Genomic DNA, 16576 nt, shown 5'->3' on the forward strand with positions numbered 1-16576 from the left:
TTGCGCCACATCGGACGGCAGGCACGCCGAATGCAACCTTGCAGCCCGCCGGTTCAATCTTAGAAGTCGAGAGATTGAGTTATGAATAAAACCGCGTTGATTCGCAATACCCTCGCCATTCTGGCAATCGTTTCAAGCGTGACGATTCCTTTTTCGGCCCGCGCCCAGACACAAGACCTGCAAGCGCGCGGACTGAAAGCCAGAGTCGGAGCGACCAAAACTGAGCTTAAGAACGGCGCCGCCAAGAACGTCAACCTCTGGGCCGTGCTGATTGGCATTTCGCGCTTCAAAAATGGCGACCAGAGCGTCGGCGGCGTGCAGATTCAAAACCTCAAGAGCGCCGCTGATGACGCGCAGGCCATCTATGATTACCTGCGCAGCGACGAGGGCGGCGGCTTCTCGGAAGACCGCATCCTGCTCTTGAAAGACGAAGGCGCGACGAAGGAGGCCGTCGAGCAGGCGCTTGCGAAATTGCGGCAGTCAAAGCCCGACGACTTCTTCGTTCTCTTCATCGCCGCTCACGGCGTGCTGGCGCCGCAGTTCGACACCCAGCAAGGGCGCACGATTGAAACGCCTTACTTCATCCTCTACGACACAGACCCGCGCCAGATGGCGGCGACCGGGTTGCCGATGCGCGCTTTTGAAAACGCCGTGCAGACCATTCCTGCGCGCAAAGGGCTGGTGCTCACAGACACCTGTCACAGCGCCGGCGTGCAGCTTGCCGGGCGCGGCGGCGAAGCCACCACCCGCGCCAACAGCCAGTTGATTGATGAGCTGAAGAAGAGTGACGCGCAGGGCGTCGGCTACCTCTGGGCCGCCGACCAGACCGAAGTGTCGCTCGAAGACCCTGAGCTGAATCAAGGCGCCGGACAGGGCCACGGCGTCTTCACTTACTTCGTGCTCGAAGGAATGCGCGGCAACGCCGACCAGAATATTGACGGCGTCGTCACCTTCGACGAGTTGAAGAAGTACGTCCGCGAAAAGGTCGCCGCTTACACCGAGAACAAACAGAACCCCAGCGGCAACACCACCTCGATTGAGACCAACGACATCCCGGTCGCCATCGTGCCGACGGATTGCAAAGACCCGGCCAACTGCGGCTCGCTGGTCATCCGCGCCCCCGAGATGGAGGGCGTCAATGTGGCGATTGACGACAAGCCGGCGGGCGTTCTCAGCCGCCGCACAGAGATCACCCGGCGCGTTCCCGTAGGCGACCGTGTGCTCGCCTTCTCTTCGGGCAACACCCGTCAGGTCAGGCGCACCAGCATCCAGCCGGGCAAGTCGAAATTTGTCGAAGTCAACCTGACCTTCACGACCAGCAATGACGATGCCCTGGTGCCGCCGCCGGCGACGACCGACAGCGTCTACTTCGCCGAAGAGAAGACGCCGAGCAACGACGCGCACGAAGATTTCCTTGACGGCGTTGACGCCTTCAACCGGCAAGAGATGGATGCCGCCATCGCGAAGTTCAACTCGGCGATTAAGAAGAACAATGGCGCTTACGCCGATGCGTTCGTCTACCGCGGGCGCGCCGAGCAATCGCTCGGACGCCGCAACGAGGCGGTGACCAGCTTCCAGCAGGCATTGGCGCAGCGCAAGACCGATTTCGAGACCGAAGCCTTTTTGGCCGAGGCGAAGTTCAACCTTCACCTCGACCCGGCGGAGGTCGAGCCGACCCTGCGCAGCATCATCAAGCGCCACCCCGAATGGGATTTTCCGTACGTCGTGCTGGGCGATATTCTGCTGTTCCGCAAAGACTTCGTCGGCGCCGAGCGCTTGCTGACGAAAGCGGTTCGCATCAACCCGAAATCGCCGCCGGCGCATTTGATCCTCGCCGACGTGCTGACTTATCAAGACTCGAAAGAGAAGCGCGCCCTCGCCGTCCAGGAGGCGAAAGAGGCGCTGATGTTGTTTAACGAAGTCTCGAAGAAGAAAGTCTCGTCGGCGCGCGCCCTGAAGGGGCTATCGGTCTCGCACTTGATCTTCGGCGGAGGCCGCTTCCGCAACACCTCGGCGCTGGCAGAGGCTCAGCAGGTGCTTGCCAAGACCATCGCCCGAAAGATCTATTTCTCCGAAGACGCGTTGGATACGAATGGCGAGCTGGGGCTGGCGCAGACGAGCATCAACGCCGCGAAAGATTTTGCGAAAGGCGACAAGACGCGCCTGCCGCTCGTCCTGGAGACCAGTGCGCTGGTGAACTTCCTGAAAGGCGACATGGCGCGGGCCATTGATGACGGGGAAGCGGCGCTCAAGCTGAAAGAGCTGCCGGAAACTCACCTGACGTTGACGCAGGCTTACGCCAGCAATCAGAAGTTCGCGCCGGCGGTTGACCACCTGACGAAATACATCAGCCTGAGCCGCTCACAGCTTTCGCCTGAGGACATGACTCGTTATCAGGAAGAGCTTGTGCGGCTGACGAAGATGCGTGACGCCAACCGCCAGAAGAAGTGAGCGCGGCGTTCATCGCTGACCTCGAACCACGCGGCGACCGTTGAGCCTTCTCAACGGTCGCCGCGCTTTTTTATCTCGCCAGCCGCTCAATCCTCGCGCTGCCGCGCTTGAATGGGTTTTACGGTAAGCGTAGAATCAGCCCGCAGCAACCCTGACGAAAGCCAACCCGCCCGTTTCAAGGAGGAGCGAATGAAAACCTTAGCGAGAATCACCATCGCCTTTGTCGCCTGTGCGGCGGTCGCTTATGCGCAGACGAACTGGACGCCGGAGTTGCAGTTGAAAGTCAAGGCGGTCGGCGCGCCGCGCGTTTCGCCCGATGGCCGGCGCGTGGTCTACACCGTCAACGAAGCCGTGATGACAGCGGATCGCAGCGAATTCGTCTCGCAAATCTGGATGGCGACGACCGACGGCAAAGAAAACGTGCAGATCACCTTCGGCGATAAGTCTTCGAGCAATCCGAAATGGTCGCCCGACGGGAACTGGATTGCTTTCACATCGAGCCGCAAGGACAACAAAGAGAATCTCTACCTGCTGCGCGCCGGCGGCGGCGAGGCCGAGCCTTTGACAGACATCAAGAGCGGCGTCGCGGATTTCGAATGGTCGCCTGACGGTCGCTGGATCGCCTATGTGATGACCGACCCGAAGACCGAAGAGGAAGAGAAGAACGACAAAGGCAAGAACGATTTTCGCTGGGTCAACGAGAACGTCAAGATGGCGCGGCTCTATGTCATCCCTGTGGCCAGGGACGCCGATGGCAAGCGCACGCCGCGCCGGCTAACGACGGAGGACTACACCGTCAGCGGCATGGACTGGTCGCCCGACGGCTCGCGCATCATCTTCAGCCACACGCGGTCGCAGGTGGCCAACGATTGGACGACCGCTGACGTTTCGACGGTCGAAGTCGCCAGCGGCAAGGTCACGCTTTTCGCCGGCACGCCGGCTGCCGAATCCGCGCCGACTTTCTCTCCCGATGGCCAGTCGATTGCCATCGTCGTCAGCGACAACCCGCCGCGCTGGTCCGGGAGCAATAGGATCGAGATTTTCCCCGCGGGTGGCGGACAGCCGAAAGCCTTAACCGCCTCCCTCGACGGACAGCCAAATATCGCGGGCTGGTCGGCGGATGGCAAACGCATCTACTTCAGCGAAGCGAAGGGGACGGGGACGCAGGTTTATGCGATTGACGTGGCGACGAATCGGATCGAAGAGATCAAAGCCACGCCCGCCGTCTATGGTGCGCTCAATCTCAACCGCTCCGGCTCTATGTTCGGCTTTGTGCGACAGACTCCCGACGCGCCGCCCGAAGCGTTTGTGGCTTCGATTACGAACTTCGCGCCCACACAGGTCAGCCGCGCCAACGCCGATTTAAAGCTGCCGCCGCTTGGCCGAACCGAAGTGATCCGCTGGAAGTCCGCGGACGGCAAAGAGATCGAAGGCTTGCTGACTTACCCGGTTGGTTATCAATCAGGGCAAAAGGTGCCGCTGATCTTAAACATTCATGGCGGCCCCGCCGGGGTTTTCCAACAAACCTTCATCGGCGGGCGAGGCGTGTACCCGCTAGCGACCTTCGCCGCGCGCGGCTACGCCATCCTGCGCCCGAACCCGCGCGGCTCAAGCGGCTACGGGGTAGAGTTCCGCCAGGCCAATGTCAAAGACTGGGGCGGCGCGGATTATCAAGACTTGATGAAAGGCGTCGATCAGGTCATTGCGATGGGCGTCGCTGACCCTGAGCGTTTAGGGGTGATGGGCTGGAGCTATGGCGGGTTTATGACTTCGTGGATTGTCACGCAGACGCACCGCTTCAAGGTCGCGTCGGCGGGCGCGCCGGTAACCAACCTGATGAGCTTTAACGGCACGGCAGACATTCCGGCCTTCGTCCCTGATTATTTCGGCGGGCAGTTCTGGGAAGCGATGGAGCTTTATCAAAAGCACTCGGCGATGTTCAACATCAAAGGGGTGACGACGCCGACGATGATTCAACACGGCGACGCCGACATTCGCGTGCCGATCTCGCAAGGCTACGAATTCTACAACGCGCTCCGAGCGCAGGGCGTGCCGACGCGAATGATCGTCCTGCCGCGCCAGCCGCATGGCCCGACCGAGCCGAAGATGCAGCTGGCCGCGATGCAAGCCAATCTCGACTGGTTTGAAAAATACCTCGGCGGCAGACCGTCGAGCGCCGCGCAATGACCGGCTCACGGGCGCGAGGGGTACCACTGATAAAGCATCAGGTAGACGATCACGCCGGTGACTGAAACGTAGAGCCACATCGGCAGCGTCCAGCGCGCCACTCGACGGTGGCGGTCGAACTGGCCGCGCAGGGCGCGCGTCGCCGTCACCAGAACGAACGGCACGATGACCGCCGCAAGAATGGTGTGCGTCGTCAGAATAATGAAGTAGATCGTCCGCGCCGCGCCGGTGCCGGCAAAGCGTGTCGTGCCGGCGTGGTAGTGGTAGGTCAGATAAGAGACGAGAAACAGCGACGACGACACCAGCGCCGCAATCATACAGGCGCGGTGCGCTGGAATGTTGCGGCGGCGAATAAAGACGAAGCCGACCGTTAAGAGCAACCCGCTCGTCCCGTTCAGCATGGCGTTGAGCGTCGGCAGGAAGCGAATCAGTTCAACCGGCATAGTCAGGGTTATAACCAGGGCGGGTCAATCAGTCAAAGCGCGCGGCGCGGCCATCTCTTCCACCTGTTCAGCCGGTGCTGATGGTTGGCTGCCGGCGTCGCGCAAACGATAGAACAAGCCGAAGAGGGCCGCGAACAGAATCACCGGCGGCGCCATCAAGACGAGCGCCGCGAGGTTCAGGCTGCCCGCCATCTCTTGCGCGCCGGTTGCGCCTTCGACCGCCGTTTTGCACATCGGGCAGAAAGCGGGCGCAAGGCTGCTCATCATCGCCACGGCGATCATCGCCAACAGTCCGCATAGAATCATCCGCCGAATGGTCATCTGTGCCTCATTGCTTCCAGAAGAACAGCAACACGAAAAGGTAAATCCATAGCGCGTCCATGAAGTGCCAGTACAAGACGGTGACGTCCACGGCGTTGCGTTTGCTGCGGGTGATGCGCAAACGGAGCGCCGCGACGGTGACGATCAACAGCGCGACGATGCCGCCGAACAGGTGAACCGCATGCAGGCTGGTCAAGATGTAAAAGAATGAGCTGTGTGGATGACTGTAAATATAAACGCCCTGATTGACCATCACCAGCCACGCCCGCAACTGACCGGCGAGAAACCCGAGGCCGAGCAACGTCGTCAGGCTGATCAATAAACGGAACCAGCCGAAGCGGCTGCGGCGTAGGGCGCGGCGTGCCAGCTCGATAGTCACGCTGCTTGCCAGCAGCACCGCCGTCGTCAGCCACAAGACGCCGGGCATTTGCAAAGGGAACCAATCGCGCCGGTCGCCAAGCCCTTTCGACTGGCGCAGGACGTAGGCGCTGGTCAGCGAAACGAACAGCATGAGAATGCTGGCCATCGCCACCCACATGCCGATGCGGAACTTGCTCGGCTCGATGGCGTCGTCGCGCGTGAATCCGGGCGGCCAGGGCTCATCGCCGCCGCCGGGCTTTGGCCGATTGCCGCCGCCACCTGAGCCGCGCCGCGCCGTCCCGCCCGCGCCGCCCACGCTGACGCTTGCGCCTTTGACTCCAGCTTCTGAGGTGACTGTCGTTCGCATCGTGAAAGAGTGATCTGAATAGTGGCGCAAGCTAAGGGCTAGCGCCGCGCCTCGCGCAAGCTAACCGCCTTGCGCCACATCCAGGCCGCTGTGCGGAGCTATTGCTCGCCTTGCCGGCGCTTTGAAAACGGCGGCTCGTCTTGCATCACGAAGTCGCGTGGCGCGCCGGGCACGCTGAATTCATAAGGCCCGCGATGGACGACCGGCGAGCGTGCCGCTTCGCCTTCCGCGGTCGCCGCGCCGGCCCATTCAAGCGTTGTCGCTTCCCACGGATTCGCCGGGGCTTGCGGCCCGCGCCACCAGCTCCATAGCAGATTGAAGACGAAAACGAACTGCGCGGCGATGGTCACGAATGCCGCAAACGAAACGAAGCGCGTCAACGGCACCATGCCGGCCAGGTACTGCAAGCCTTCGCCGGTCGCCGGGTTGTAATGAAAGGCGTAGCGGCGCGGCGCTCCGCTGACGCCCATCAGGTACATCGGCATGAAGGCCGCATAGACGCCGACGAAAGTCAGAACGAAATGGATGCGACCAAGCCGCTCGCTCATCATCCTCCCGAACATGCGCGGGAACCAGTAATAGGTTCCGGCAAACAAGGCGAAGACCGCGGCAACGCCCATGATCAGATGAAAATGGGCGACGACGAAATAGGTGTCGTGCAGCGGAATGTCCAATGCAGCCTGGCCGAGAAACAATCCGGTCAGTCCGCCTGAAACGAACAGCGAGACAAATCCCAATGAAAACAGCATCGGCGTCGTGAAGCGAAGCTGGCCGCGCCAGATGGTGCCGAGCCAGTTGAATGTCTTGACCGCCGACGGCACGCCGATCACCAGGGTCAGCAATGAAAACGCTGTCGCCGCATACGGGCTCATGCCGCTCGCGAACATATGATGACCCCAGATGAGAAAGCCGAGCAAGCCAATGGCGGCCGTCGCCGCGACCATCGCACGGTAGCCGAAGACCGGCTTGCGCGCGAAGGTCGCAAGCAAATGTGAAGTCAATCCCATCCCCGGCAGGATGGCCAGATAAACTTCCGGGTGGCCGAAGAACCAGAAGAGATGCTGCCATAAGATCGGCGATCCGCCGGCGTCAGCCGTCATCAACTGGCCGCTCACGTACTCGCCCGCCGGGATGAAAATGTGTGTGCCGGCGAGGTGGTCCGACAGCAGCAGGATGGCGGCGGCCAGCAGGACCGGAAACGACAATAACGCGACGCCGGCAGCCGTAAACCATGACCAGCAGGTGAGCGGCAAGCGCAGCGGCGTCATTCCCGGCGCGCGCATCTTTAGCACCGTCGTGATGAAGTTGATCGAGCCAAGCAGCGACGCGATGCAAAAGATCAGGATGCTCAGCAGCCATAGCACAACGCCTGTGCCCTGCCCCGGCCCGCTGATTTCGCCAAGCGCGCTCAACGGCGGGTACATCGTCCACCCGGCAATCGGCCCGATGACGTTCGGCGCGGAGACGAAGAAGGCGGATAGAAGCACGAGCAGCGCCGCGAGCGTCAGCCAGAACGACAGCATGTTGAGAACAGGGAAAGCCATGCGGCGCGCGCCGATCTGCGCCGGCAGGAAGAGATTGCCGAAGCCGCCCTGCGGCGCTGTCGTCAGCACAAAAAAGATCATGATCGTGCCGTGCATGGTGACCAGCGACAGGTAAAGGTCAGGCGAGATGTTGCCGCCCGGCGCGGCATTCGGTAGTAGAACTTTGAGGAATGAGAAGCGCACGCCAGGCCAGCCGAGTTGCAGGCGCATCAATGCCGACAGCGCCATGCCGATGAAGACCGAAACCAGCGCCAGCAGCCAGTACTGTATGCCGATGACCCGATGGTCGGTGCTGAAGACGTAGCGTCGCATGAAGCCTTTCGGCCTGGCGAGCGCGTCTTCGGGGATGGGCGGAATCACATCGGCCATGGGCATTCGCTCTTCGCGCTCACTGTGGCATCAGCAACGCTTCGACGCGGGCGCGCAGTTGGGCTTTGCTCAATCTTTCCAGCTCGGCGTATTCGTCGGCAGGCATGACGATCAGCCAGCTTTTCATTTTGTAATGACCGTTGCCGCAAAGCTCAGCGCAGGGGATTTCGTACTTGCCCGGTCGCATCGCCGTAAAGCGCAAACGGATCGTCAGACCGGGCACGATGTCTTGCTTGATGCGCATGGCCGGCACGAAGAAATTATGGATCACGTCGCGCGAGCGCATGGTCAATTCGATGTCGCGGCTTGCGGGGACGACCAGCGCCGGCAATTGCGAATCGTCATTGCCCGCGGCGTCGTCGGGGTCGAGGCCAATTGAGTTGCCCATCGCGTCGTTATAAAACGCCGGCGCGGTTCTGCCGAATACGCCATCCGCGCCGGCGTAATGGAAAGTGAATTGAAACTGCTGCGCGACCAGCCCGACGCGCACCGTATCGGCGGGCGCTGCGACGGATGCCGCGCCCGTCAGTTGCAAACGCGACCAGAGGCGCTGGCCGGTGATCGCCAGGGTGATGAAGACGACGGCGGTGAAGATCGTCCACGCCGCGTCAATTTTGCTGCTGCCCGGCAAGTAAGCGGCGCGACCGGCAGCCTTGCGGCTGAAGCGCCACACCGCATAACCGAGCGCCAGTTGCGCGGCGACGAATGCCAGTCCGACAACGACAAACGTGCGGCGGAATTGCGCATCAATCAATGCGCCGTCGGTGGAAATGTTTTCGGGAAACCAGGGCGCCCGCTGACCGGCAAACATCCAGACGGTGATCGCGGTCAGCAACGTCAGCAGGACGGCAAGCGCTTTGCCCATCACTTATCTATTCAGCACCATCAAGGCGAACAGAACGGGCAGGTACAAGACCGAGGCGAGCAACAACTTGCGCGCCTGCCAGGTCGTGCGCTGCCGGGCGGCGCGCACGCTGTAATACAAAAACCAGAGGCCGAGCGCCAGCGCGCCGTAAAAATAGACCGTGCCCGACAACCGCACCAGCGTCGGCATCAGGCTGACCGGCACCAGCAAGATCGTGTAGGCGATGATCTGCTGGCCGGTGATGCGGCCTTCGCGCTCGACGACCGGCAACATCTTGATGCCGGCTCGCGCATAATCGTCGCGGTACATCCAGGCAATGGCGAGAAAGTGCGGGAACTGCCAGAGGAAGAGAATCGCGAACAACACCCACGCCTCGATAGTGATCTGGCCGTTTGCCGCTACCCAGCCGATGAACGGCGGCATCGCTCCCGGAAACGCCCCGATGATCGTCGACAGCGTCGTGCGCGTCTTGAGCGGCGTGTAGGCGAACAGGTAAGCCGCGAACGTCAGCACGCCGAGCGCCGCCGACAGCGGGTTGACCAGCACGGCCAGATAAACCGTGGCGATCAGCGATAAGGCGACGCCGAAGCGCAGTGCCTGTCGTGGCTGTAAACGGCCCGCCGGCAGCGGACGCATCTCTGTGCGGCGCATCAATCGGTCGAGGTCGCGCTCGATGTACTGGTTGAGCGCGCCGATGCCTGAAGAGAGCAGCACAATGCCGATTGCGGTGTGGAGAAAGCGAAAGTAATCAAAGCCACTCGCGGAGCCGAGGCAGTAACCGGCGGCCGCCGTCGCCGTCACCAGCATGGTGATACGCGGCTTGGTCAGGTCGAGGTAGGCGGTAAGCTTGCCGGCGCGCGCGCTCACGGCAGGCTGCTCGGCGAGTAGCGCGTCATCGCTCACGGCCTGGTTTGCCACTGAATCCATATCGCTTATACTGCTGCCTTTCGGGGTGATGATGCAAGCGCATTCGCGCCCGACTCGACTGTATCGGGCTGCGGCATGACCACCTGATAAGTTCTGAGCGTCAGCACAACGACGGTGGCCAAGGTCAGCGCGCCGACGACCAGGTGCGCCGCGGTCAGCGAGATCATCGGCTCGACCGGCTGTTGCAGGCTCAACGACGGAAGCGGCGCAAGCTGTAGGCGCGCGAAGAAATCACCGACCCCTGCGAGCGGCTGGCCGGCAACTGCCATGCGCGTGATGTAAGCCAGCACGCCGAGCGTGACCTGTGTCGCCAGTAGAACGATGAGCAGCCATGCAGGCCGCGCGAGATAACGCTCATCGCCATGCCGCCGTAGCGTCGCTACCGCCGTCCAGCCAACGACCGCGGCGACGACGACCGCGCCGAGCGCATGCGGCAAGATGCCGAATGCGCCGTGACGAAAGGCCGCGCCCAATACCAGTTGCCCCAGCACGCAGCCCAGGCTCAGCGCCGTCAACCGCCGCAAGCTGAAGCCGCCGCCGTCCGGCTTCATATCGTGACGAGCGAACCAGCTCTGCGAAGTGAAGACCGCGATGGCGACGATGGCACCGAAGAAGCTCTGCGCGATGAGCGCGTGCGGCACGGCGATCAGCGGCTTGTAGGCGGGAAACAAGACGCGCACACCGCCTATCGCCGCCTGCCCCAGAATGCCCGCAAAGACTAGCAGCGCAAAGCGCCTGACCCATTTGCGGTGGTCGCCGAACCATGCCCACAGCGCCAGGATGAAGGTCGCAAAACTGACCGCGCCGGCGATGAAGCGGTGCGAGTATTCATAGCGCACGCCGCCATTGAAGCGCTGTGAAGCGATCAGCCAGCGCCCGAACGACAGCGGCCAATCGGGCACCGAATCGCCGGCTTCATTGCTGGTGACCAGCGCGCCGGCAAGCAACAGCACAACCGTCAGCACGGCGACAAAAATCGCGAAAAGGTGGAGGCCGCGATTCGGCCTCGCATCAACGCTGGTATGAACTGGACTGCTCAAAATGCTCTCCGTGAATTGTGGCGCAACAATGGTCGGCGCGACGCGCAGAAAGGTCGCCGGCTTGCCGTTGGCGACGGGCTTGTATTCCGCATCCTGTGTCACAGTGTCTCTGGGCGCGACTTTGACCGACATCGATTGTTCGCCGTAGACCTCGTGCCAGAAGACGAGTGTGTAATCGCCGGGCGGCACGTTCTTGATCGAATAGCTGCCGTCATCGCCGCTCACGGCAAAGAAAGGATGATCGAGCACGCCGATGTTGGCGCGCATCCAATTGTGCTGATTGCACTGCACAGGGATCATCACCTCCTGGTTATCAAAGACGCGCTCAAGCGGTGCGTCGCCATGCGCTTGCGAAATGTTAAATCCCTGGTTCTTCTTTGGCGTTGGATGAACGTTGTGATCGGTCTGATCGCTGTTGCTGATGCGGACGATCTGGCCGGTCTGCACGCCGAGCACGTGCGGCACATAGCGGCAGTTCTTTTGATCGAGCGTCACAGGCCCGCCCGTCGGAAAGCGGAAATCATCAACGCTCGCGCCGCGGATGTAGATGAAAACATTTTTCAGCCTGCCGTTATTGATGACTACGACATCAGGGCTGGAATCGCCCGTCGCCGCGCATGCCGCATCGCCCGTCATATTGATCGCTTCGAGCGGCGGCGGCGTGCCGGCAAAAACCACCTTGCCGGTGATTGTGCCTTCATCGCCTTTTGAAACGTAAGCAGGCCGGCCTTGCTTGCGGGCGCTGTCGGAAGCGTTTTTCGCGCCACAACCGGCGAGCAGGAGCAGCACCAATATCAGCAGCAGCGCGGCTGCCGCGCCTGGCTTACCTATGAAAAGATGACTCTGAACCATGGCCCGTTGACGCGCTCAAGCGAACAGGAATTATGCCAGGGATCGCGCCGGCACGCTACCGTGCCGGACGCCAATGGTTATGATAGCCAGCACGGCGCAAAAGTCCTAATCAGTTCGTCCCTTGTCACTCATTCAGGCAGTATGCTAAAACGTCTTTTGGTCTCAATGCTTAATTTACAAATTGGAGACATTTTTTTTCAGACCCCTTGCGCGCTGGTCGCGTATAATTCGAGGATGACGATCAGTGCCCTGCCCTCGCCGCTCGATGGGCACCCATCTTTACAGCAAGGAGATTCGCAACTCAATGGATAGCAAACCGGCACCGCAACCCGAAGTCAAAGACGCGCAGGCGGAGAACGAAATCCCAACCTCCGATCCCAAGCCGAACGATGGCCGCCCGCAGTCCTATTCGATGATGGACCCGAAGATGCGCCGCATCTATGGCGAGTTTTACCGCGAGCTTTACTTCTCGGAGAACAAAGTCCTCGACACCAAGACGCAGGAGCTGATCTCGATTGCTGCCTCGCTGGCCGCGAAGTGCCAGGGCTGTCTCGAAGGCCACATCAAGAAGGCATTGCAAGCCGGCGCCAGCGAACAGGAGATCAGCGAAGCCCTGTGCATCGCCGCCGCCGTCAACGCCGCCGCGGTCATCGACCTGTCGGACATCGCGGCGCGCAACCTCAACCTCAACCACTTCCCCAGCGATGGGCCACGATTCAGAGGCGCTTAATGGAACTGTTCGGACAACTCGGCATCGCGATTCTTTCGCTCCTTATTACCTTGCTGGCTAACACTGCCGCGCACGTTTTGCCGCGCCCGCAGGGGCCGCCGCCGGCGCAAGCGTCAACTCCTATGCCGTCACCGGAACTGGGCATCGAGTATAATTCATTACAATCTGCCGCGCTCGGCCATGAGCTGAAGTACGCCGTGATGCTGCCGCCGTCGTACAAGACCGACGCCAAGCGGCGCTACCCGGTGCTTTATTTCCTGCACGGCATGTTTGGCAACGAAGGCGAGTTCCAGCGGCGCGGCGTCGCCGCCAAGGTCGCCGCCTTTCGCGATCAAGGGCTGATCGGCGAGTTCATCATCGTCGCGGTTGATGGCGGCAGGAGCAGTTTTTATTTGAATTCCAAAAGCGGCGTGCGCTACGAAGACGCCATCATTCAGGACTTGATCCCCTACATCGAAAAGACCTACCGCGCCACGGGCAAGCGCGAAGGCCGCGCCATTCAGGGCATCTCGATGGGCGGCTGGGGCGCGCTGATGCTGGCGTTCAAGCACCCGGAGATGTTCTCGTCGGTGACGACGCATTGCGCCGCGCTGTTCGCCGAATTGCCGCAGCCGACCGGCACCGACCGCCGCTCGCAGTTCATGACGCAACTGATCGGCAATATCTTCGGCACCCCGCCCGACGAGACGTATTTCCGTTCCGTGAACCCTGTCTACATCGCCGAGACGAACGCCGCCGCCATCAAGAAGTCGGGCCTGCAAATCTACTTTGACGTTGGCGACCAGGATCACTACGGCTTCACGGAGCCGAACAAGCAGTTCGACGAGCGCCTGACCAAACTCGGCATCCCGCACGAGTTCCACGTCTTCCCCGGCAGGCACGGCTGGGAGTACATGATTTCGGTGGCCGATCACTCTTACGCTTTCCTCTGGAAAAACTTCAAAGGCGAAGGCAAAGCGGCGCCGGCGCACGCTAAAAACAGCCGTTGAGGCAATCGCCGTCGCGGTCGTGGTATGATAAAGGGCTGGCGTAAACGCCGGCCCTTTTGATTTGCGCCACACCGATGGCTAACCTCATTAAGGTTGCCGTGGCGCGCGCACCGTCGCGCTAGATTCAGCGCGCCCATTCACTGGATAAGGAGTGATCGCTTAGCCGTGGCGAAGCACCAGCCAGCCAGCGTCCGCAACCGCTTTGCAGAGCGCCTGGCGCTGCCTGATGAACAGATCAACCTCGCCGAAGCCGCGCTGCTCATCGCCGCCGAAGAATATCCGCGCCTGAATGTCGCTGCTTATCTTGATAAGCTCGACCGCATTGCCGACCTTGCCCGCGACCGCATCCCGCTCGGCGTCAGCGCCTCGGATTACATCACGGCCATCAATGCGACGCTCTTCGATGATTATGGCTTTCATGGGAATCGCGACAACTATTACGACCCGCGCAACAGCTTTCTCAACGAAGTCATTGACCGGCGGCTCGGTATCCCCATTACATTATCGGTGATTTATATGGAAGTCGCGCGCCGCGTCGGCTTCGCGGTCGAAGGCGTCGGGTTGCCGGGCCACTTCATCGTGCGCCATCAGGGGGCAGCCGAAACGATTTACATTGACCCCTTCAACCGCGGACGTGTGCTTGGCGAGATGGCCTGCGCCGAGCTGGTCGCCGAAATAAGCGGCGGCAAGACGGAGTTGCTGCCGGCGCATCTATCGCCCGTCACCCGGCGGCAAATCCTGATGCGCATGCTCTCGAACCTGTTGAGCATCTATGCGCGCAGCGACCATCGCCGGGCGCTCGCAGTCATCGAGCGCATCCTCATCATCCAGCCGACCTCGGCGGCGCACGTTCGCGATCATGGCTTGCTGCTGGCGCTGGTCGGCCAGACGGCAAAGGCGCTCGCGACGCTCGAACTTTACTTGAAGATGGCGCCGACGGCTGCTGACGTCGATCTCGTGCGCGAGCAGATCAAGACCATCAAGCAAGAATCCGCGAAGCTTAATTAATCGCTTCAAACAAGCGGAAGAAAATATAAGCGGCCAGAGCGTACGGGCTCTGGCCGCTTATATTTTTCTCAAGCTGGCGCGATTGGCCTAACGGCGATGACGGTTGCGGCGGTAGCCATCGGCATAGCCTCGGCGGAAGCCATCGCGGTAGGCATTGTTGCCGCGCCGGTAATGCTCCGAGTTATTAGGGTCATAACGGCGGCGGTCGCGCGCATCTTCCTCGCCCCGATCCAGGCCATCGCGATAGCCCTTGGCCACCTCCTCGCGGCGATCAGAGTCGCGGCGGTCATAGCGACCACGGCCGCGAAACTGCGCCTGCGCCGTGGTCGGTAGAATGATCCCGCTGCCGAGCCAGAGCGTCAGGATAAGCGCCGCCCCTGCGACAATTTTTTTCAGACGATCCCAATTCATCGATTCGATTCCTCCTGAGTTGCTGGTAGATTCTGGATGAGAATATCCGCAAAGCCGAATCGAGACAAGCTCAGTCGGCGGCTTTGATAACGGCTCACTTCTTTTTCTTCAAGCCCTCTAAAGCCTGCTCGGCGAGGCGCGGCGCGAATTCATTGCTCTTGGCGTTCAGCTCAAGGGCTTTTTGCAAAGCCTCCTCGGCGCGCTGGCGATGCTTCTTCTCTTTCGATTGTGCCAGCGCCATGCCGAGGTAGAGTTGTGCAGTGGCGCTCGCCGGGTCCATCTGCGTGGCGCGCTCGATGTCTTTGATACCGTCCTTCTCGCCCTTCATCGCGCGGGACAGGCCAAGCCCGGCAGTTGCCCGCGCGCTTTGCGGCTCTATCACCAGGGCGCGGCGGTACGTCTCGATGGCTTCCTTGTACTTGCCCTGGTTGTAATAGGCCATGCCGAGAGCAATGACAGCCTGCGGCCAGCGCGGCTCCAGTTGATTGACCTTGATGAAGATAAGCTCGGCGCTGGCCCATTCCTGCATGGCCACCAGCGTCAGGCCGAGGAACAGCTGCGCCGGCGCGAAGGCTTCGTCAGCGCGGACAGCGTTCTCAAACTCGGCGCGCGCCTGGACTAACGAAGCGCCGCCGGCCTCACCATCGCCGGTGCGCAGCTTGCCATCAGCCGGAACCGCCGCGCCGGTTGTGCCGCTCTGCCAGTCGCGATAGATCACCGCGCCTTTCAAGTAAGCCGCTTCGGCGCGCAGGCGATTGTCTTCTTTGCCGAGCGCCAGTGCGGTGCCGGCCGCGTTGGCGGCGCTCGCCAGTTGTTCGCGCGTGACGGCTTGCCAGTTGGTCACCGAATTCGTAATGACCGGAGCAAGGCTGTCAACCAGACGCGCCATCAGGACGCCGCGCAGGCGTTGAGTTTCTGGCCGTTCAGGAAAGCGCGTCTTCAGGTCGTTGACAATCTCAAGCGCGTTCGGGGTGTCGGGACCGATCAGCTTGCCCGCGGTGATGAGTTGATCGAATTGCGCCACCTTCGGGTCAAGGTCGGGCTCCAGCTTGAAGACCAGTGTAGGCGCTTCGGTGCCGGCGTTGAAGCCGCGCGTCATCGCCCGGTAGCCGTCCTTGCGCACCTCGATGTTGTAATGGCCAAGCCGCAGCCTGTCCAGCACCAGGCGGCCTTCGCCGTTCGACGCGCCGCGCTCTTCGCCCTCGACGATCACGTTGGACTCTGGCGGGTCGGTCAGCACCGTAAGGGTGACAGTGGCCGGAGTCGCGTCGCTGCGCCGAGGCGGTGCCTTCGGCGGTTTCCTGGATGGCTTACCGGGGCGAGCGTCGGTCGGTCGGCCTGACGGGTCCTGCTTCGGCTCGGTGGGTCGCCCCGAAGGGTCTTGTGCCCAGACCGGCGCCAGCCGTGTAAGAAAAAGCACAAAGAATAACAGCGCGATGCGGGTCAGCGTTCTTCTATGCAAGCCCATAGCGTCACCTCGGCTGGCAATTATAACGCAGACGCAGGCCGGGATAAAGAATTCACTTTCGCGGATAGCGGTGCCGCACGCCGTGCGCGAGGTCTTTGCAGGATCGTCCACGTATTCGCGACTATCGTCATATCACATCTTATTTCCAGGTTTTATAATTATCCTAGAGCAGGACGAAAACAATGGTTAGTAACCAAACTTAGAACAATATTCAGACAAGTCTATGGAAGAACGGAGAAAGGGG

At 61.3% G+C, this 16576-nt stretch carries 14 protein-coding genes; 5 read left to right on the plus strand and 9 right to left on the minus strand.

Annotated features, from left to right (window positions below):
• Positions 1-81 precede the first annotated feature (81 nt).
• Together VJ464_12750 and VJ464_12755 are read left to right on the plus strand one after the other, a co-directional pair.
• Positions 82-2451 carry a hypothetical protein gene (locus VJ464_12750; protein HKQ05997.1) on the plus strand — a complete coding sequence of 790 codons (2370 nt, stop codon included), beginning with the start codon at positions 82-84 and terminating at the stop codon, positions 2449-2451.
• Positions 2452-2640: 189 nt separating this feature from the next.
• On the plus strand, positions 2641-4638 hold the full coding sequence (locus VJ464_12755; protein HKQ05998.1) for a S9 family peptidase: 1998 nt from the start codon (positions 2641-2643) through the stop codon (positions 4636-4638).
• A 5-nt stretch (positions 4639-4643) separates the two neighbouring features.
• Here the strand turns inward: VJ464_12755 and VJ464_12760 are convergent, their stop codons facing one another.
• From VJ464_12760 to VJ464_12790, 7 genes are all read right to left on the minus strand, one after another.
• Positions 4644-5081: a DUF420 domain-containing protein gene (locus VJ464_12760; GenBank protein HKQ05999.1), complete on the minus strand. Its 438-nt coding sequence runs from the start codon at positions 5079-5081 to the stop codon at positions 4644-4646.
• A gap of 24 nt (positions 5082-5105) precedes the next feature.
• Complete coding sequence (locus VJ464_12765; GenBank protein ID HKQ06000.1) at positions 5106-5402, minus strand: hypothetical protein; 297 nt, start codon at positions 5400-5402, stop codon at positions 5106-5108.
• A gap of 7 nt (positions 5403-5409) precedes the next feature.
• Positions 5410-6129 (minus strand): cytochrome c oxidase subunit 3, encoded by a 720-nt coding sequence (locus VJ464_12770; GenBank protein HKQ06001.1) that lies wholly within the window; start codon positions 6127-6129, stop codon positions 5410-5412.
• A 98-nt stretch (positions 6130-6227) separates the two neighbouring features.
• Complete coding sequence (locus VJ464_12775) at positions 6228-8048, minus strand: cbb3-type cytochrome c oxidase subunit I (GenBank protein HKQ06002.1); 1821 nt, start codon at positions 8046-8048, stop codon at positions 6228-6230.
• 13 nt (positions 8049-8061) lie between these two features.
• Entirely contained in the window at positions 8062-8907 is an 846-nt protein-coding gene (locus tag VJ464_12780) for a hypothetical protein (GenBank protein HKQ06003.1), read from the minus strand.
• A 3-nt stretch (positions 8908-8910) separates the two neighbouring features.
• Complete coding sequence (gene cyoE / locus VJ464_12785; protein HKQ06004.1) at positions 8911-9834, minus strand: heme o synthase; 924 nt, start codon at positions 9832-9834, stop codon at positions 8911-8913.
• 5 nt (positions 9835-9839) lie between these two features.
• The gene (locus tag VJ464_12790; protein HKQ06005.1) at positions 9840-11726 is read right to left on the minus strand and encodes a COX15/CtaA family protein; all 1887 of its coding nucleotides are present in this window, start codon (positions 11724-11726) and stop codon (positions 9840-9842) included.
• Positions 11727-12030: 304 nt separating this feature from the next.
• Here VJ464_12790 and VJ464_12795 point away from each other — a divergent pair, with 304 nt between their 5' ends.
• The 3 genes from VJ464_12795 to VJ464_12805 all read left to right on the plus strand — a co-directional run bounded on the left by VJ464_12795 (position 12031) and on the right by VJ464_12805 (position 14453).
• Positions 12031-12456, plus strand: a complete 426-nt coding sequence (locus tag VJ464_12795) for a carboxymuconolactone decarboxylase family protein (GenBank protein ID HKQ06006.1) — start codon at positions 12031-12033, stop codon at positions 12454-12456.
• The gene (locus VJ464_12800) at positions 12456-13445 is read left to right on the plus strand and encodes an alpha/beta hydrolase-fold protein (protein HKQ06007.1); all 990 of its coding nucleotides are present in this window, start codon (positions 12456-12458) and stop codon (positions 13443-13445) included. The genes VJ464_12795 and VJ464_12800 overlap by 1 nt, the downstream gene beginning before the upstream one ends.
• Positions 13446-13610: 165 nt before the next feature.
• The gene (locus VJ464_12805) at positions 13611-14453 is read left to right on the plus strand and encodes a transglutaminase-like domain-containing protein (protein ID HKQ06008.1); all 843 of its coding nucleotides are present in this window, start codon (positions 13611-13613) and stop codon (positions 14451-14453) included.
• Between the two features lie 87 nt (positions 14454-14540).
• Here the strand turns inward: VJ464_12805 and VJ464_12810 are convergent, their stop codons facing one another.
• Together VJ464_12810 and VJ464_12815 are read right to left on the minus strand one after the other, a co-directional pair.
• Positions 14541-14864 (minus strand): hypothetical protein, encoded by a 324-nt coding sequence (locus tag VJ464_12810; GenBank protein ID HKQ06009.1) that lies wholly within the window; start codon positions 14862-14864, stop codon positions 14541-14543.
• Between the two features lie 94 nt (positions 14865-14958).
• Positions 14959-16332 carry a tetratricopeptide repeat protein gene (locus VJ464_12815; GenBank protein HKQ06010.1) on the minus strand — a complete coding sequence of 458 codons (1374 nt, stop codon included), beginning with the start codon at positions 16330-16332 and terminating at the stop codon, positions 14959-14961.
• Between the last annotated feature and the right edge of the window lie 244 nt (positions 16333-16576).

The sequence above is a fragment of the Blastocatellia bacterium genome (genome assembly GCA_035275065.1).
Classification (GTDB): domain Bacteria; phylum Acidobacteriota; class Blastocatellia; order UBA7656; family UBA7656; genus DATENM01.